The organism is Citrobacter sp. Cb004 (genome assembly GCF_030337065.1).
GTDB lineage: Bacteria > Pseudomonadota > Gammaproteobacteria > Enterobacterales > Enterobacteriaceae > Citrobacter > Citrobacter braakii.
Genome location: NZ_JAOWCH010000023.1, coordinates 43189 through 60435 on the forward strand (window position 1 = coordinate 43189; position 17247 = coordinate 60435).

A 17247-nucleotide genomic window follows, 5' to 3' on the forward strand; every position below is an offset into this window, starting at 1 on the left:
TCCGGTTGCATGCGTTAACGCAGGAGCAGGTAAATACTCTCGTTACCGCGCACTACCTGCAGAGCAATGATCGACGGTTTCGTTTCCAGCACTTTACGCATTTCGGCGATCGAGTTTACACGATCGCGGTTAACGCCAATGATAACGTCATCTTTATGCAGACCGGCCTGCGCGGCTGGGCTACTTTTTTCAACGTTATCAATTTTGATGCCTTTGGTGCCGTCTTTAAGCTGACCGTCACTGAGCGTAGCCCCTTGCAACGCAGGAGCAATCATCTCCGCGCTGGCGGACGATGATGTACTGGTATCCAGGGTTACTTCAACCTCCAGCGGTTTACCGTTACGCAGCAGGCCCAGTTTGACTTTGGTCCCTGGTTCGGTTGTCGCTATGCGTGAACGCAGTTCGGCGAAGCTGTTGAGCGGTTTGCCGTTGAGGCTGGTAATGACGTCACCAGACTTCACACCTGCTTTTGCGGAGCCAGAGTTAGGCAGAACCTCGCTGACAAACGCGCCGCGCTGCACGTCCAGTTTGAACGCTTTGGCGATATCGGCGGTCATTTCGGTGCCTTTAATTCCCAGCAGACCACGTTTGATTTCACCAAACTGCATCAGTTGCTGCGCCAGCGTGCGTGCCATATTGCTCGGGATCGCAAAACCAATACCGATGCTACCGCCGCCGGGGGCCAGAATCGCGGTGTTAATGCCAATCAGCTCACCATTGAGGTTTAGCAACGCGCCGCCGGAGTTACCCCGGTTGATGGAGGCGTCGGTCTGAATAAAGTTTTCCAGACCTTCCAGGTTCAACCCGCTGCGACCCAAAGCCGATACGATGCCGGAGGTGGCCGTTTGCCCCAAACCAAACGGGTTACCCACGGCCACCGCGAAATCACCGACGCGGAGTTTGTCGGAGTCGGCAATGGCAATTTGCGTCAGGTTGCTGGGGTGTTGAATTTGCAGCAGAGCGATATCGCTCTGGTCGTCGCTGCCGATAAGCTTAGCGTCGAACTCACGGCCATCGTTAAGCTGGACGCTGATTTTTTGCGCCTGGTTGATGACGTGATTATTGGTCAGGACGTAGCCTTTGGCGGCATCAATGATGACCCCGGAACCCAGCCCTTCAAAAGGTTGTGCAGGTTGATCGGGAAGTTCATCACCAAAAAACTTTTTGAACTCTTCCGGGACTTTCTGCCCCTGAGCGGCGGTGCCTTCGACCCTTACGCTCACCACGGCAGGTAACACTTTCTCCAGCATCGGGGCGAGGCTGGGGAGCGCAGCCTGACCGGGAACCTGGCCGGGAATCGACGCTGCGGCTGGGAATGGCGCCGAGAGAGTTAACCCGACACTTAACGCTAATGCACTCAACAGCTGGGTTTGTTTTTTCATGGATCCTGCTCTCGTACCTTGAGTAAACGGAAGATGATTCAAAACAGTTTGATGTTATTGAATTTTCGGTTTGGTCACAATGAGGCTAACGACTAAATAATAGCTGGGACAGGAAGAGAAGCGGAGGGCGCAATTGCTGCGCCCAATAAATTTCTTAACGATGTGCAGTTAGTCGCGCTTTGCGCCACTACGCAGCAGGCCAGATGCGCCTTCAGAATAGTCACGCGGCATCTGAACCGGCGCCTGATCGTTACCCGCTTCGGATTCTGCCAGACGATTACGGAACGGATTATTTTCCGGTGACATACCCGGCAGCAGGTTGCTGGAGCTTTTCGCCATATGCTGGTAGATCTGACGATAATCGTCCGCCATGTTATCCAGCAGTTCAGCGCTGCGGGCAAAGTGGCTCACCAGCTCTTCGCGGTACTCTTCCAGCTCAGCTTTATTTTTTTCCAGTTCGTACTGCAATGCCTGCTGTTGGCGTAATTTACGATTACCAAAACGCATGGCTACAGCACCAATAATGATACCGACGACTAACCCAATTAGCGCATATTCCCAGGTCATGAACATCTCCCGTTGTCTTGTGTTTCCGTAGGGTGTTGGCTTTAGGCTCCATGCCTGCGCCTGATTATGCCACTATAACCGCTAATCCCGTAGAAGTGGAATCCCGTGTTTATATCACGTAATGTAGAACGGCCTTTTTTTCGTCAACCGTGAGCGACGGCACATCGATTCTCAAGGAATAACAATAACATCATGCAAAGCCTTTCCCCGACATCGCGTTACCAGCAAGCCCTCAAAGACGGCAGTCATCAGCCCGACAACGTACAACAAGAAGCAGTGAATCGACTGGAAACAATTTTCCAGGCGCTTTCGACGCCAGCACGTCCTGCGCCGCAGGAGAGCGGACTGATGGCGCGTTTTGGCAAATTGCTGGGAAAACGTGAGTCATCGACCAACGCGCCGGTGCGTGGTCTGTATATGTGGGGCGGAGTCGGGCGAGGAAAAACGTGGCTGATGGATCTGTTCTTCCATAGCCTGCCGGGCGGGCGTAAACAGCGTTTGCACTTTCACCGTTTTATGCTGCGTGTCCATGAAGAGCTTACGGCCCTACAGGGGCAGAGCGATCCGCTGGAAATTATTGCCGACCGCTTTAAGGCCGAAACGGACGTGCTGTGCTTTGACGAATTTTTTGTTTCTGACATCACCGACGCCATGCTGCTCGGCGGTCTGATGAAGGCGCTGTTTGCCCGTGGTATTACGCTGGTGGCAACCTCCAATATTCCGCTTGATGAGCTGTATCGCAACGGTTTGCAACGCACGCGTTTTCTTCCTGCCATTGATGCCATCAAACAGCATTGTGACATCATGAATGTCGATGCTGGCGTCGATTATCGTCTGCGCACCTTAACGCAGGCGCATTTGTGGTTGTCGCCACTGAATGAGGAAACCCGCCAGCAGATGGACAAGCTGTGGCTGGCATTAGCGGGAACGAAAAGTGAACATGCGCCGACGCTGGAGATCAATCATCGTCCGATGCAGACGCTGGCCGTCGAAAACCAAACGCTGGCGGTGTCGTTCACCACGCTCTGTGTCGATGCGCGTAGTCAGCATGACTACATTGCGCTATCGCGTCTGTTTCATACGGTGCTGTTGTCTGATGTGCCGGTCATGACGACGCTGATGGAGAGCGAAGCGCGGCGTTTTATCGCACTGGTGGATGAGTTCTACGAACGCCACGTTAAGCTGGTGGTCAGTGCGGCCTCACCACTTTATGAAATTTATCAGGGCGAGCGTCTGAAGTTTGAATTTCAGCGTTGTTTGTCGCGTTTGCAGGAGATGCAAAGCGAAGAGTATCTGAAGCGGGAACATTTAGCCGGTTAAACCTGCTGCAAATCACATAAAGGGGTCGATCTTTGACCCTGACTTCTCTATAATCTTGCGACCCCACGTTACGAGAGAGTTTTTTTCCCAAAACTTTCTATGCGCCGGCATAGGCTATTCGAAGGGGTAGGTTTGCTGGACAATGTCGTGTGAACCTCAACTGACAAAACGTTTGGGTGTTCACCAACGTGTAACTTATTTATTTGGGTAAGCTTTTAATGAAAACTTTTACAGCTAAACCAGAAACCGTAAAACGCGACTGGTATGTTGTTGACGCGACCGGTAAAACTCTGGGCCGTCTGGCTTCCGAACTGGCTCTGCGCCTGCGCGGTAAGCACAAAGCGGAATATACTCCGCACGTAGATACCGGTGATTACATCATCGTTCTGAACGCTGACAAAGTTGCTGTAACTGGCAACAAGCGTACTGACAAAGTGTACTATCACCACACCGGTCACATCGGCGGTATCAAACAAGCGACCTTTGAAGAGATGATTGCTCGCCGTCCTGAGCGTGTGCTTGAAATCGCGGTTAAAGGCATGCTGCCAAAAGGCCCGCTGGGTCGTGCTATGTTCCGTAAACTGAAAGTTTACGCTGGCAACGAGCACAACCACGCGGCACAGCAACCGCAAGTTCTTGACATCTAATCGGGATTATAGGCAATGGCTGAAAATCAATACTACGGCACTGGTCGCCGCAAAAGTTCCGCAGCTCGCGTTTTCATCAAACCGGGCAGTGGTAAAATCGTAATCAACCAACGTTCTCTGGAACAGTACTTCGGTCGTGAAACTGCCCGCATGGTAGTTCGTCAGCCGCTGGAACTGGTCGACATGGTTGAGAAACTGGATCTGTACATCACTGTTAAAGGTGGTGGTATCTCTGGTCAGGCTGGTGCGATCCGTCACGGTATCACCCGCGCTCTGATGGAGTACGACGAATCCCTGCGTGGCGAACTGCGTAAAGCTGGCTTCGTTACCCGTGATGCTCGTCAGGTTGAACGTAAGAAAGTCGGTCTGCGTAAAGCACGTCGTCGTCCTCAGTTCTCCAAACGTTAATTGTACTCTGCTTCGGCAGACGACAATTTGCGAAAAAACCCGCTTCGGCGGGTTTTTTTATCGTTACTGCTCTCCGTATAACCACGGTAATCCGCTGATTGCCACCTCTTTTTCCCCATTTCAAGAATCGACTCACCACAAAGGTCACAAAATCTGGTAAACTATCATCCAATTTTCTGCCCAAATGTCCGGTATCGTTCATTTTTTGTTTGTATTTTGAACAGTAATGGCTTTCCCGAATATGGGTGACATCACTTCTGGCTGGCCACTTAGTGGCTGGTAGCAGTAAAAATTCTGAATATACCTGGAGGTTTTCATGGCTGTCGCTGCCAACAAACGTTCGGTAATGACGCTGTTTTCTGGTCCTACTGACATCTATAGCCATCAGGTCCGCATTGTGCTGGCTGAGAAAGGTGTTAGTTTCGAGATTGAGCATGTGGAGAAGGACAATCCACCGCAGGATCTGATCGACCTCAACCCGAATCAGAGCGTACCGACACTGGTGGATCGTGAGCTGACCCTGTGGGAATCTCGCATCATTATGGAATACCTGGATGAGCGCTTCCCGCATCCGCCGCTGATGCCGGTTTACCCGGTTGCGCGTGGTGAAAGCCGCCTGTACATGCAGCGTATTGAAAAAGACTGGTACACGCTGATGAACGTCATCGTGAACGGTTCTGCTTCTGAAGCCGAAGTCGCGCGTAAGCGTCTGCGCGAAGAACTGCTGGCAATTGCACCAGTATTTGGCCAGAAACCTTACTTCCTGAGCGATGAGTTCAGCCTGGTAGACTGCTACCTGGCGCCGCTGCTGTGGCGTTTACCGCAGCTGGGCATTGAATTCAACGGTGCAGGTTCGAAAGAACTGAAAGGGTACATGACTCGCGTCTTTGAACGTGATTCTTTCCTGGCTTCTCTGACTGAGCCTGAACGTGAAATGCGTCTGGGCCGGGGTTAACCTGTATGGATTTGCCACAGCTAACACCACGCCGTCCGTATCTGCTGCGCGCATTCTATGAGTGGTTGTTAGACAACCAGCTTACGCCGCACCTGGTGGTGGATGTGACGCTTCAGGACGTGCAGGTTCCTATGGAATATGCGCGTGACGGGCAAATTGTTCTGAATATCGCACCGCGTGCGGTGGGTAACCTGGAACTGGCTAACGATGAAGTGCGCTTTAACGCGCGCTTCGGTGGTGTGCCGCGTCAGGTTTCTGTACCGCTGGCGGCAGTTCTGGCAATTTATGCTCGTGAAAATGGCGCCGGTACTATGTTCGAGCCGGAAGCCGCCTACGACGAAGATGTCGCCAGCTTAAATGATGACGACAACGACGCACCTGGTTTTGAGAGTGAAACGGTCATGTCGGTCATTGATGGCGATAAGCCTGACAATGGCGAGGACAACGATCCGGATGACACTCCGCCGCCGCCTCGCGGTGGGCGTCCAGCGCTACGCGTAGTGAAATAAAAAAACAGGCCCTTTGGGGCCTGTTCTGTTTTCTGCCTTCGGGATCAGTAAAACAGCGTGATGGTGGCTATCATATTGACCACAAATCCCACCGCCATCGGAATGGCCGTACGTTTTACCACCTCAAAGGGCGATACGCCCGCAATACCTGATGTCACCACAATGACCGCTGTAATGGGAGATACCGCCCGGGCCAGCGTAGTAGCAAAATGCATCGGCATAATCATCACTACCGCAGGAATATGTAGTCCGGCGGCAATATCTGGAATCAGGCTGGCAAAAGACATAAACGGGGCGTTACCTGACCCCATGACAATCGCACAGGCGGCAATGACCACGGCCATGATGATCATCACGCCGATACCGCCAAGGCCGGAATGCTCTGCACCTTTTATTACAGCGTCGACAGTCCCGATAGTCGTCAACCCTTTCGCAAAGATCTCACCGGCGACCACCAGCGTGACAACGTTGGCAAACTGGGTTCCCATGCCGTCAAAGAAGGCCTGCACGTCATCCATCGTTTCGCGCAGATTATGTTTATGTAGGAACTCGACAAACATCGTCAGCGTCATGCTCATCAGCATGACCACCACCAGATTCAGCTCTGTTTTCATTAACCCCATATGCGCCAGGGCAAGCGAGCCCAACATCAGAAGCAACGGCATGACGGGTAGAATGGCGTAATAGAGAGGTGGCACGTTTTCCAGCGTCTTTTGTTCAGCGAATCCGTTGCTTTCCGGGAATGCTTTTTTATCAAACTGCCGCTGAACGAAAAAATGTGCAATAGCGACGGCGACGATAACGCACGATGCGACGGGTAACTGATAGTGAAAGAAGTAGGTAGCGATTTTCATGCCCGCCACCTGCGCGGCAAAAATAGAGTTGGTTTCCAGAATGCCCCATTCAATTGACATTGAAGTGGCAATGACCGCCACCGCGGATAAACGGCTCACGCCAAGACTGACCAGCGTCGGGAACAGCGTCACCATCAGCAGCATGCCTAAACCGGAAGCGCTGGTGATGAACTGCGCCATGATCTGACCAATCACATAGGTGGCGGCAAGAACAACATAGGGTGAGCGGATTAGCTTAAGCGGGCGGCTTAACAGGCTAACCATCGCTCTGCTGGCCCCCATCCTGTCCATATAACGGGCATAACCACCTACTGCCATGATTGATAACCCTAGTCCGGCCGCCCGATTGGAAAGCATACGCAGAATTTCGTTGTAAATATCGACCAGTAGATAGCCGCTGCTCTTGTCGTTAGCGACCAGCGCGCCGTAGCCTAGCCAGACGCCGCAGATCATCAGGAAGATCCCCGCGGCTGCCAGCACTACCTGCGGTTTGTAGTTTTTGAGGATCAGGTAACCCATCGTTAATAAAACGATGACAGAGATAATGATGCCGAACATTGTTTCACTCCATGCCAGAGAAGAAGATAAATCCGGTAATAACGCTGTTGTCCAAACGGATGTTATATTTTTTCGGGCGATTTTTATGGAGTGAATATCTTATTTTTAATTCGATGTTTAAATTATTTATCGTTATAAAATAGATGGTTATGATAATTTATCACGTTCATATTCATAAATTTCACGAAGCGAATATGATTGTTTTCAATTAAAGATAAGCTGAATGTTTTAGCGTAACAAAATATCCGGATGCGTTAGACCGCCAATAAGCCCGACAGTCTGATTGACCATCATTTCACCCTGCTTTCGATCCTGTGTTAGGATAAACCCGCTGTTATTTGTCACCACGACTTAGCTGAATGGGCCCTATGAACGCATTTGATTCGCAAGCTGAAGACTCTCCATCCACCATTGGCCGTAGCTTACGCAATCGCCCGCTGGCGCGTAAAAAACTGTCTGAAATGGTTGAAGAAGAACTGGAGCAGATGATTCGTCGTCGGGAATTTGGCGAGGGCGAACAGTTACCGTCTGAGCGGGAGCTGATGGCCTTCTTTAACGTGGGCCGTCCTTCTGTACGAGAAGCGCTGGCAGCGTTAAAACGCAAAGGTCTGGTGCAAATCAACAATGGCGAGCGCGCCCGCGTTTCGCGTCCTTCAGCTGATACCATTATCAGCGAGCTGTCCGGTATGGCGAAAGATTTCCTCGCGCATCCCGGCGGCATTGCCCACTTCGAACAGCTGCGACTGTTCTTTGAATCCAGCCTGGTACGATACGCCGCAGAACATGCGACGGATGAGCAAATCGACAGACTGGCGAAAGCACTGGAGATCAACAGCCAGTCGCTCGATGACAATACGCTGTTCATTCGCTCGGACGTTGATTTTCACCGCATACTGGCGGAGATCCCGGGCAATCCCATCTTTATGGCTATCCATGTTGCGCTGTTAGACTGGCTGATTGCCGCCCGTCCGACCGTAGCCGACCAAGAGTTGTATGAGCACAATAACGTGAGTTATCAGCAGCATATCGCTATTGTCGACGCGATTCGTCAGCGCGACCCTGAGGAAGCTGACCGCGCACTGCAAGAACATCTCAACAGCGTTTCCGCTACCTGGCACGCCTTCAGCAAAAGTAAAAAATTGCGTAAGTAATCGCGATCCTGACGATCGTTTAGTGAGGCAGATCGCACTATAAGCGTTCTGTATTGTATTGCTGCTTATTTGATCTGGTATAACAGGTATAAAGGTATGCAGTCAGATAACACTAATCATCATCAGAGGTAGCTATGGCAAGAGATTTAAAAGGCGTAATGCCAGCGTTGTTAACCCCATTCGATAGCCAACAGCGACTGGACATTGAGAGCCTGCGCCGCCTGGTGCGTTTCAACATTGGGCAAGGGATCGACGGGCTCTATGTCGGTGGGTCTACGGGTGAGGCATTTGTCCAAAACCGCGTTGAGAGAGAGCAGGTACTGGAAATTGTTGCCGAAGAAGCGAAAGGCAAGGTGACGCTGATCGCTCACGTTGGCACAGTGAGTACCGAAGAGAGCCAACAGCTGGCGAGTGCCGCGCATCGCTACGGCTTTGATGCGGTTTCGGCCGTCACACCGTTTTACTATCCGTTCAGCTTTGAAGAGCACTGCGATCACTACCGTGCAATTATTGATTCCGCTGATGGCTTGCCGATGGTGGTCTATAACATCCCGGCGCTGAGCGGCGTAAAACTGACGCTGGCTCAGATCAACACGCTGGTGACGTTGCCGGGCGTTGGCGCGCTGAAGCAAACCTCAGGCGATCTCTATCAGATGGAACAGATCCGCCGCGCTCACCCCGATCTGGTGCTTTATAACGGTTATGACGAGATCTTCGCTTCTGGTCTGCTGGCGGGCGCAGATGGCGGTATCGGTAGCACTTACAACATTATGGGATGGCGTTATCAGGGAATTGTGAAAGCGCTCAAAGAAGGCGACATCCAGACGGCGCAAAAGCTGCAAACCGAGTGCAATAAGGTTATCGATCTGCTCATTAAGGTTGGCGTGTTCCGCGGCCTGAAGACGGTATTGCACTATATGGACGTGGTTTCTGTTCCGCTGTGCCGTAAACCATTTGCCCCGGTAGATGAACAATATCTGCCGGAACTGAAAGCGCTGGCCCAGCAATTAATGCTGGAACGCGACTGATCGGACGCCGGATAGCACAATGCTTATCCGGCCTGCAAAAACAAGACTCGTAGGCCGGATAAGGCGAATCCGCCATCCGGCACCACAACGAAAATAAAGATCGTCGGGAGAGTAAAATGAGTACTTCTACCCTGAGCATCCCGTGGTATCGCCATCTCAATCGGGCACAATGGCGGGCATTTTCTGCCGCCTGGCTGGGATATTTGCTTGATGGTTTTGATTTTGTATTAATCGCCCTTGTGCTGACGGAAGTACAAGGCGAATTCGGACTGACGACGGTGCAGGCGGCCAGTCTGATCTCGGCCGCTTTTATCTCCCGCTGGTTTGGCGGGTTAATGCTGGGCGCGATGGGCGACCGTTATGGACGCCGCCTGGCGATGGTCACCAGTATCATTCTGTTCTCTGTGGGGACGCTGGCCTGCGGCTTCGCGCCGGGCTACACCACCATGTTTATCGCCCGCCTGGTTATCGGTATGGGGATGGCTGGTGAGTACGGCTCCAGCGCAACTTATGTTATTGAAAGCTGGCCCAGGCACCTGCGAAACAAAGCCAGCGGCTTCCTGATTTCCGGCTTCTCTGTAGGCGCAGTGATCGCCGCGCAGGTCTACAGCCTGGTGGTCCCGGTCTGGGGATGGCGCGCGCTGTTCTTCATCGGCATTTTGCCGATTATCTTCGCCCTCTGGCTGCGTAAAAATATTCCGGAAGCGGAAGACTGGAAAGAGAAACACGAAGGCAAAGCGCCGGTACGCACGATGGTGGACATTCTCTACCGGGGTGAACATCGGGTTATCAATATTGTGATGACTCTCGCCGCCGCAACCGCGCTGTGGTTCTGCTTTGCAGGCAACCTGCAAAATGCGGCTATCGTGGCGGTCCTTGGCCTGATATGCGCGTTTATCTTCATTAGTTTTATGGTGCAAAGCAGCGGGAAACGCTGGCCGACGGGCGTCATGCTGATGGTGGTTGTGCTGTTTGCCTTCCTTTACTCGTGGCCGATTCAGGCGCTGCTGCCAACCTATCTGAAAACCGAATTGCTGTATGACCCTTCCACTGTCGCCAGGGTGCTCTTCTTTAGCGGCTTTGGCGCGGCGGTCGGTTGTTGCGTCGGTGGTTTTCTTGGCGACTGGCTGGGCACGCGTAAGGCCTATGTCTGCAGTCTGCTGGCTTCGCAGTTGCTGATTATTCCAGTGTTTGCGATTGGCGGCTCAAACGTCTGGGTACTGGGTTTACTGCTGTTTTTCCAGCAAATGCTCGGTCAGGGGATCTCCGGGATCTTACCAAAACTGATTGGCGGCTATTTCGATACCGACCAGCGTGCGGCGGGTCTGGGCTTCACCTACAACGTGGGTGCACTGGGCGGGGCGCTGGCACCGATCATCGGTGCGCTGATTGCCCAACGACTGGATCTGGGCACCGCGTTGGGATCGCTCTCTTTCGGCCTGACATTTGTGGTGATCCTGCTGATTGGTCTCGATATGCCGTCTCGCGTACAGCGCTGGCTGCGGCCTGAAGCATTGCGTACGCATGATGCCATTGATGGCAAACCGTTTAGCGGGGCCGTGCCGTTTGGCGGCGACAAAAGCACCATGGTGAAATCCAAAAGTTAATCCGTTTGCCCGGTCCTGCACCGGGCAATAGTCATAAGGGAATAAGCATGTCGTTACTTGAACAACTGGATATCAAGATTGCCGCGAACGGCGGGCTGATTGTCTCCTGCCAGCCTGTTCCTGACAGCCCGTTAGATAAACCGGAAATTGTTGCGGCGATGGCGCTGGCCGCAGAACAGGCTGGCGCGGTGGCGTTACGCATTGAAGGGGTGGAAAACCTGAAAGCGACCAGGGCGGTAGTTTCGGTGCCGATTATCGGCATTCTCAAACGTGACCTTGATGACTCTCCGGTCCGCATCACCGCATATCTGGAGGATGTTGATGCGTTAGCGCAGGCAGGCGCTGACATCATCGCCATCGACGGTACCGATCGCGTACGTCCGGTACCTGTAGAAACCTTACTGGCACGTATTCATCATCACCAACGCCTTGCGATGGCTGACTGTTCGTCCATGGCGGATGGCATGGCCTGCCAGAAACTCGGTGCCGAAATCATTGGCACTACCCTTTCTGGTTATACCACGCCAGAAACGCCCGAAGAACCGGATCTGGCTCTGGTGAAGTCTTTAAGCGACGCGGGTTGTCGGGTGATTGCTGAAGGACGTTACAACACGCCAGCGCAGGCCGCTGAGGCGATGCGTCATGGCGCATGGGCGGTGACAGTCGGCTCAGCCATTACCCGGCTGGAGCACATTTGCCAGTGGTACAACACAGCGCTTAAAAAGGCGGTGCTATGACCACGCTGTCGATTGATATTGGCGGCACCAAACTGGCTGTCGCACTGGTAGACAGCAGCCTGCAAATTCAAGAGCGTCATGAATTGCCGACGCCCGCCAGCAAAACACCGGATGCTCTGCGTGCCGCGTTACAAGCACTGGTTGCGCTGCTACAGGGGCAGGCAACGCGGGTGGCGATCGCCTCAACGGGGATTATCCGCGACGGTTCTCTACTGGCGCTGAACCCGCACAACCTCGGCGGGCTGCTGCATTTTCCTCTGGTGCAAACGCTAAAAGATCTCACCGCTTTGCCGACGCTGGCAGTCAATGACGCGCAGGCCGCGGCGTGGGCTGAGTATCATGCGCTTGGCGGCGAGTACCGCGATATGGTGTTTATCACCGTCTCCACCGGTGTAGGCGGCGGGGTGGTAAGTGATGGGAAGTTGCTGACCGGGATTGGCGGTCTGGCCGGGCATCTGGGACATACGCTGGCTGATCCGCATGGGCCGGTGTGCGGTTGCGGGCGTGTGGGTTGTGTCGAGGCGATCGCTTCCGGTCGTGGGATCGCGGCGGCTGCCGAAGGCGCGCTTGCTGGATGCGACGCCAAAACCATTTTTAGCCGCGCCGGGCAGGGTGATGAGCAGGCCAGTCGGTTGATCCATCGTTCGGCACGTACTTTGGCAAGGCTTGTCGCCGATGTGAAGGCCACGATCGATTGCCAGATTGTGGTGATTGGCGGCAGCGTGGGGCTGGCAGAAGGGTATCTGGCGCTGGTGGAAAACTATCTGGCACAAGAGCCTTCGGCTTACCACGTAGAATTACGGGCGGCGCATTACCGTCATGACGCTGGATTACTGGGGGCCGCGCTGTTGGCCCAGGGATATTGATTATGATGTCAGCTGAGTTGCGTTCATTGCCTTCTGCCGGATTACATCCGGTTTTGCAGCAGGCGTTAACGCTGGCTGTTGCGGCGAATCCGCAGGAGAAAACGCCAGGGCGCTACGAGTTGCAGGGCGATAATATTTTTATGAATGTTATGCAATTTGCAACGCAGAGCCCGGAGCAAAAGAAAGCGGAACTGCACAGGGAGTACATTGATATTCAGGTGCTGTTATCTGGTGAAGAACGCATTCTGTTCGGGATGACTGATTCTGCTCGTCAGTGCGAAGAGATGCACGTTGAGGATGATTATCAGCTGTGTAGCCAGATTGCCGATGAGCAGGCGATGGTACTGAAGCCGGGAAGATTTGTGATTTTTATGCCGGGCGAGCCGCATAAGCCGGGCTGTGTGGTACAGGCTCCGATGGACATCAAAAAGGTGGTGATCAAGGTGCGCGCCAGTTTATTACACACCTGACGATGAGAGTGACGGTGTCGCATGGCAAGGCTTGCGCCATCCGACACCGGATATTACAACCTAGCGCTTAAACGTCACCGCTTCCGGCTGCGTCAGATGCAGCGTCGTTTGGCTCGGCACAGTCTCGGCAATGATTCGCCCGTGACGAATGGAATAACGTGCAGGCGTCTGGCGACGAACCGCGTCAAACCCATTCTCTGCCGGTAAAATCACCAGGTTCGCGGAATTCCCCACGCTCAGACCGTAGTCCTGCAGGTGCAGGGTTTTCGCGCTGTGGGTGGTGATCAGATTCAGGCCATCGTTAATTTGTCCGTATCCCATCAGCTGGCACACATGTAACCCCATATGCAGTACTTGCAGCATATTCGCGGTGCCCAGCGGATACCACGGATCGAAGACGTCATCATGGCCGAAGCAGACGTTGATCTCCGCCTCCAGCATCTCTTTGACGCGTGTGACGCCGCGGCGTTTAGGATACGTGTCAAAGCGCCCTTGCAGGTGAATATTCACCAGTGGATTCGCGACAAAGTTAATGCCGGACATTTTCAACAGGCGGAAAAGACGGGAAGCATACGCGCCGTTATAGGAGTGCATTGCCGTAGTATGGCTGGCGGTCACGCGCTCGCCCATATTGTCGCGATGGGCCAGCGCCGCGACGGTTTCAACAAAGCGTGATTGCTCATCGTCAATTTCGTCACAGTGCACGTCGATAAGTCTGTCGTATTTTTGCGCGAGGGCGAAAATTTTGTGCAACGACTCCACGCCATATTCACGCGTAAATTCAAAGTGGGGGATAGCGCCAATGACGTCGGCCCCCAAACGCACGGCTTCCTCTAATAACGCTTCACCGTTGGGATAAGAAAGAATGCCCTCTTGCGGGAACGCGACAATCTGTAGCTCTACCCACGGAGCGACTTCTTGCTTCACCTCCAGCATGGCTTTCAGCGCGGTCAGCGTTGGGTCGGAAACGTCAACGTGAGTGCGAACATACTGAATGCCGTTGGCCATCTGCCACTTAAGAGTCTGCATGGCGCGCGCTTTCACGTCATCGTGAGTGAGCATTGCCTTACGTTCGGCCCAGCGCTCAATGCCTTCAAATAACGTACCAGACTGGTTCCAGCTCGGCTCCCCCGCGGTTTGCGTGGTATCCAGGTGGATATGTGGCTCTACGAACGGTGGGATTGCCAGGCCACCTTCGGCATCAAGCACTTCCCCCTGCGGCAACGTAGCTGCGTCCTGAGCCTCAATTCGGCTGAAGCGCCCGTTTTCAACCGTGAGCTGCCACAATCCTTCGCGTCCCTGTAAACGCGCCTGACGAATGGTGATGTTATTATTCTGCATGGCTGACCTCTGGTGATTTAGCAAGGCTGCGATTGAAAAGTGGGTTCAGCAGGATATAGCTGAATACGCCGCCGAGTACGGCGTTGACGGGTACGATACCGGGAATATAGTGACCGGCGGCAATGCCCAGTGCAACGGACAGGATAGCTATCCAGTTTACGGAAATAAATTGTGCTTTGCTGAAGTCGGCATATTGGCGATGGTTCAGCAGATAGTCGGCGATAATCACTCCACCAATTGGAGGAATCGCTGCCGACAAAAATGTCAGCCAACCGACAAAGTTATTGTAAAGCCACAGCGCGCACAGTGTGCCGATAATACCGTTTGCCACCGACAGCGAACGGCTGGAAAGGCCGGTAATATTGGCAAATCCCAAACCTGAAGCGTAGAGCGCATTGTCGTTGGTGGTCCAGATATTCAGGCCGAGAACCACAATTGCGGGCAGCAGCAGGCCCTGAGCAATCATTACGTCAGAGATGTCCGCCTGTCCAACAGCGGCGGCACCCGCAGCGCCGAAGATAAACATCAACGAGTTGCCAAGGAAAAATGCCACCATGGCAATCAGTACCGCACCTTTGGCGTTGCGGCCAAAGCGGACAAAGTCGGCGGTTAACGTGCCTGCGCTGATAAATGAGCCGACCACCAGCGCCAGTGCGGTTGAGAAATTCAGCGGTGTCTGCGGCACTATCGCTTTTAAATGGTCTAAACCGCCGACATCGCTCACCGCCAGCCAGACGGAGTAGCTGCCAAGAACGACGATGGCAGGTACGGCGATGATAGATAAAACGGTCAGCGCCGAGATGCCAAAAAAGATAGTCAGGGTCATCAACAGACCGGAAACCGCAATCAGAATATTGACGTCAATCCCCGTCGCTTTGCCAACCGGGATAGCAAACATGGCCACACCAACGCCAAACCAGCCTACCTGTGTACCGCCTAAGAGCAGTGAGGGAAGCCATGAACCTTTCAAACCAAATGAGTAACGTGCCAGAAGGTGGGTTGAGAGCCCTGTTTTTGCGCCGATAAAACCGAGAAATGCAGTGTAAATACCGAGGAGAAGATTACCGAAGAGAACTGCAAGGAAGAAATCATTATAGGAAAGACCGGTACCGAGTGTGCCACCGGTCCACATACTGGCGGAAAAAAATGTGAGTCCCAACATGACAAACGTTAGTGGAATCACGCCCTTCCGCGCCGCCAGAGGGACGGGGCCCTGGCTATAATTGTTGTCCTGCGACACAACGCCTCCATGAATTTTGCCCAAAAAATCCGCCGCATAATATACAGTTCTCAGAATAAAGCAAACGTTTCCGTATGTTTTTTTAGTTCTCTTTCACGGTGTTGATAGAGGGGAGGGGGCAGGGGTGTTGCGAGGAATCTGGCATCTCATCAGCGTTTGAAGATGAGATGCCAGAAGATGCTTACTTACACTTCCAGGTAGTTCAGGATACCGTCTGCCGCTTTACGACCTTCGGCAATCGCGGTGACTACAAGATCCGAACCGCGCACGATGTCGCCACCAGCGAAGATTTTTGGATTGCTGGTCTGGAAGGCGTTATCGCTGCGTTCCGGAGCAATAATACGGCCCTGAGAATCCAGCTCGACGCTGTGCTCTTTCAGCCACTCCATGCTGTGCGGGCGGAAGCCAAACGCCAGTACCACCGCATCAGCTGGAACAACGTGTTCGGAACCAGCGACGATCTCCGCGCGGCGACGACCCTTCGCATCCGGTTCGCCCATTTCGGTGCGCGCCATTTTCACGCCGCACACTTTACCGTTGGCATTCACTTCCACGCCTAAAGGCTGGACGTTGAACTGGAACTCGACGCCTTCTTCACGCGCATTTTTCACCTCGCGTTTGGAACCCGGCATGTTCTCTTCGTCGCGGCGATAGGCGCAGATTACGTGTGCCGCGTTCTGGCGAACCGAGGTCCGCACGCAGTCCATCGCGGTATCGCCACCGCCGAGAACAACGACGCGTTTGCCTTCCATGCTGATGTACGGCTCATCACTGCTTTCGCCAAATCCCATCAACTGTTTGGTATTGGCGATCAGGAACGGCAGGGCATCAAATACGCCGGAAGCGTCTTCGTTTTCCAGCCCACCGCGCATCGACTGATAGGTACCTACACCAAGGAACACGGCATCGTAATCCTTCAGCAGATCGTTAAGCTGCACGTCGCGGCCCACTTCCACGTTTAGTTTGAACTCAATGCCCATACCAGTGAAGATTTCACGGCGACGGGTCATGACCTCTTTCTCCAGCTTGAATGCCGGGATCCCGAAGGTCAGCAGACCGCCGATTTCCGGGTGGCGGTCAAATACCACCGCCTTCACGCCGTTGCGGGTCAGCACATCAGCACAGGCCAGGCCCGCCGGACCTGCACCGATGATCGCCACGCGCTTGTCCGTCTGGCGAACGCCAGTCATATCCGGACTCCAGCCCATCTCGAACGCTTTATCGTTGATATAGCGCTCGATGTTGCCGATAGTCACCGCACCGAACTCATCGTTTAGCGTGCAGGATCCTTCACAAAGACGATCCTGTGGGCACACTCGACCACACACTTCCGGCAGAGTGTTAGTCTGGTGCGACAGTTCTGCCGCTTCAAAAATACGTCCCTCATTCGCCAGCTTAAGCCAGTTCGGGATGTAGTTATGTACCGGGCACTTCCACTCGCAGTACGGGTTACCGCAGGAAAGACAGCGATCTGCCTGTGCTTTGGCCTGGCCTTCGGAAAACGGCTCGTAGATCTCGATAAATTCGATCTTACGGATCTTCAGCGGTTTCTTCGGTGGATCAACGCGCTGCAGGTCGATAAATTGGTATACGTTCTGACTCATTGC

At 53.5% G+C, this 17247-nt stretch carries 17 protein-coding genes; 11 read left to right on the top strand and 6 right to left on the bottom strand.

All coding sequences use genetic code 11. From position 1 onward, the window contains the following. Positions 1 to 14: 14 nt before the first annotated feature. Positions 15 to 1382, bottom strand: a complete 1368-nt coding sequence (degQ, locus tag OGV65_RS00320; protein ID WP_046276025.1) for a serine endoprotease DegQ — start codon at positions 1380 to 1382, stop codon at positions 15 to 17. Between the two features lie 168 nt (positions 1383 to 1550). Continuing rightward, a complete protein-coding gene (gene zapG / locus OGV65_RS00325) occupies positions 1551 to 1949 on the bottom strand; it encodes a Z-ring associated protein ZapG (RefSeq protein ID WP_003025147.1) in 399 nt (132 codons plus the stop codon). A 192-nt stretch (positions 1950 to 2141) separates the two neighbouring features. Here zapG and zapE point away from each other — a divergent pair, with 192 nt between their 5' ends. The 5 genes from zapE to sspB all read left to right on the top strand — a co-directional run bounded on the left by zapE (position 2142) and on the right by sspB (position 5788). Further along, a complete protein-coding gene (zapE, locus tag OGV65_RS00330) occupies positions 2142 to 3269 on the top strand; it encodes a cell division protein ZapE (protein WP_286454482.1) in 1128 nt (375 codons plus the stop codon). A 218-nt stretch (positions 3270 to 3487) separates the two neighbouring features. Next, complete coding sequence (gene rplM / locus OGV65_RS00335) at positions 3488 to 3916, top strand: 50S ribosomal protein L13 (RefSeq protein ID WP_003025141.1); 429 nt, start codon at positions 3488 to 3490, stop codon at positions 3914 to 3916. A gap of 15 nt (positions 3917 to 3931) precedes the next feature. Continuing rightward, the gene (gene rpsI / locus OGV65_RS00340; RefSeq protein ID WP_003025138.1) at positions 3932 to 4324 is read left to right on the top strand and encodes a 30S ribosomal protein S9; all 393 of its coding nucleotides are present in this window, start codon (positions 3932 to 3934) and stop codon (positions 4322 to 4324) included. 316 nt (positions 4325 to 4640) lie between these two features. Continuing rightward, on the top strand, positions 4641 to 5279 hold the full coding sequence (gene sspA / locus OGV65_RS00345) for a stringent starvation protein SspA (RefSeq protein WP_003025132.1): 639 nt from the start codon (positions 4641 to 4643) through the stop codon (positions 5277 to 5279). Positions 5280 to 5284: 5 nt separating this feature from the next. Then, positions 5285 to 5788 (top strand): ClpXP protease specificity-enhancing factor, encoded by a 504-nt coding sequence (gene sspB / locus OGV65_RS00350; protein WP_200052110.1) that lies wholly within the window; start codon positions 5285 to 5287, stop codon positions 5786 to 5788. 44 nt (positions 5789 to 5832) lie between these two features. Here sspB and dcuC read toward each other — a convergent pair whose 3' ends face one another. Then, positions 5833 to 7200: an anaerobic C4-dicarboxylate transporter DcuC gene (gene dcuC / locus OGV65_RS00355; protein ID WP_019077796.1), complete on the bottom strand. Its 1368-nt coding sequence runs from the start codon at positions 7198 to 7200 to the stop codon at positions 5833 to 5835. 359 nt (positions 7201 to 7559) lie between these two features. Between dcuC and nanR the strand changes: the two genes are divergently transcribed. The 6 genes from nanR to nanQ all read left to right on the top strand — a co-directional run bounded on the left by nanR (position 7560) and on the right by nanQ (position 13059). Then, the gene (gene nanR / locus OGV65_RS00360) at positions 7560 to 8351 is read left to right on the top strand and encodes a transcriptional regulator NanR (RefSeq protein WP_016154704.1); all 792 of its coding nucleotides are present in this window, start codon (positions 7560 to 7562) and stop codon (positions 8349 to 8351) included. Positions 8352 to 8485: 134 nt separating this feature from the next. Then, on the top strand, positions 8486 to 9379 hold the full coding sequence (gene nanA / locus OGV65_RS00365) for an N-acetylneuraminate lyase (protein ID WP_279265462.1): 894 nt from the start codon (positions 8486 to 8488) through the stop codon (positions 9377 to 9379). A 116-nt stretch (positions 9380 to 9495) separates the two neighbouring features. Continuing rightward, positions 9496 to 10986 carry a sialic acid transporter NanT gene (nanT, locus tag OGV65_RS00370; protein ID WP_279265463.1) on the top strand — a complete coding sequence of 497 codons (1491 nt, stop codon included), beginning with the start codon at positions 9496 to 9498 and terminating at the stop codon, positions 10984 to 10986. A gap of 47 nt (positions 10987 to 11033) precedes the next feature. Then, the gene (locus tag OGV65_RS00375) at positions 11034 to 11723 is read left to right on the top strand and encodes an N-acetylmannosamine-6-phosphate 2-epimerase (protein WP_019077794.1); all 690 of its coding nucleotides are present in this window, start codon (positions 11034 to 11036) and stop codon (positions 11721 to 11723) included. Next, complete coding sequence (gene nanK, locus OGV65_RS00380) at positions 11720 to 12589, top strand: N-acetylmannosamine kinase (protein ID WP_286454485.1); 870 nt, start codon at positions 11720 to 11722, stop codon at positions 12587 to 12589. Before OGV65_RS00375 ends, nanK begins: the two co-directional genes overlap by 4 nt. Before the next feature lie 2 nt (positions 12590 to 12591). Further along, positions 12592 to 13059, top strand: coding sequence for an N-acetylneuraminate anomerase (gene nanQ / locus OGV65_RS00385; protein WP_131380176.1), 468 nt, complete (start codon positions 12592 to 12594; stop codon positions 13057 to 13059). Between the two features lie 60 nt (positions 13060 to 13119). Here nanQ and OGV65_RS00390 read toward each other — a convergent pair whose 3' ends face one another. The 3 genes from OGV65_RS00390 to OGV65_RS00400 all read right to left on the bottom strand — a co-directional run bounded on the left by OGV65_RS00390 (position 13120) and on the right by OGV65_RS00400 (position 17244). Continuing rightward, complete coding sequence (locus OGV65_RS00390; RefSeq protein ID WP_016157577.1) at positions 13120 to 14400, bottom strand: cytosine deaminase; 1281 nt, start codon at positions 14398 to 14400, stop codon at positions 13120 to 13122. Continuing rightward, complete coding sequence (codB, locus tag OGV65_RS00395; RefSeq protein WP_286454486.1) at positions 14390 to 15640, bottom strand: cytosine permease; 1251 nt, start codon at positions 15638 to 15640, stop codon at positions 14390 to 14392. Before codB ends, OGV65_RS00390 begins: the two co-directional genes overlap by 11 nt. A gap of 185 nt (positions 15641 to 15825) precedes the next feature. Next, positions 15826 to 17244 (bottom strand): glutamate synthase small subunit, encoded by a 1419-nt coding sequence (locus tag OGV65_RS00400; protein WP_286454487.1) that lies wholly within the window; start codon positions 17242 to 17244, stop codon positions 15826 to 15828. Between the last annotated feature and the right edge of the window lie 3 nt (positions 17245 to 17247).

Bases quoted from the DNA above. Each gene is read 5' to 3' on its own strand.
- degQ (WP_046276025.1), bottom strand. From the start codon at position 1,382: ATGAAAAAACAAACCCAGCTGTTGAGTGCATTAGCGTTAAGTGTCGGG.
- zapG (WP_003025147.1), bottom strand. From the start codon at position 1,949: ATGACCTGGGAATATGCGCTAATTGGGTTAGTCGTCGGTATCATTATT.
- zapE (WP_286454482.1), top strand. From the start codon at position 2,142: ATGCAAAGCCTTTCCCCGACATCGCGTTACCAGCAAGCCCTCAAAGAC.
- rplM (WP_003025141.1), top strand. From the start codon at position 3,488: ATGAAAACTTTTACAGCTAAACCAGAAACCGTAAAACGCGACTGGTAT.
- rpsI (WP_003025138.1), top strand. From the start codon at position 3,932: ATGGCTGAAAATCAATACTACGGCACTGGTCGCCGCAAAAGTTCCGCA.
- sspA (WP_003025132.1), top strand. From the start codon at position 4,641: ATGGCTGTCGCTGCCAACAAACGTTCGGTAATGACGCTGTTTTCTGGT.
- sspB (WP_200052110.1), top strand. From the start codon at position 5,285: ATGGATTTGCCACAGCTAACACCACGCCGTCCGTATCTGCTGCGCGCA.
- dcuC (WP_019077796.1), bottom strand. From the start codon at position 7,200: ATGTTCGGCATCATTATCTCTGTCATCGTTTTATTAACGATGGGTTAC.
- nanR (WP_016154704.1), top strand. From the start codon at position 7,560: ATGGGCCCTATGAACGCATTTGATTCGCAAGCTGAAGACTCTCCATCC.
- nanA (WP_279265462.1), top strand. From the start codon at position 8,486: ATGGCAAGAGATTTAAAAGGCGTAATGCCAGCGTTGTTAACCCCATTC.
- nanT (WP_279265463.1), top strand. From the start codon at position 9,496: ATGAGTACTTCTACCCTGAGCATCCCGTGGTATCGCCATCTCAATCGG.
- OGV65_RS00375 (WP_019077794.1), top strand. From the start codon at position 11,034: ATGTCGTTACTTGAACAACTGGATATCAAGATTGCCGCGAACGGCGGG.
- nanK (WP_286454485.1), top strand. From the start codon at position 11,720: ATGACCACGCTGTCGATTGATATTGGCGGCACCAAACTGGCTGTCGCA.
- nanQ (WP_131380176.1), top strand. From the start codon at position 12,592: ATGATGTCAGCTGAGTTGCGTTCATTGCCTTCTGCCGGATTACATCCG.
- OGV65_RS00390 (WP_016157577.1), bottom strand. From the start codon at position 14,400: ATGCAGAATAATAACATCACCATTCGTCAGGCGCGTTTACAGGGACGC.
- OGV65_RS00400 (WP_286454487.1), bottom strand. From the start codon at position 17,244: ATGAGTCAGAACGTATACCAATTTATCGACCTGCAGCGCGTTGATCCA.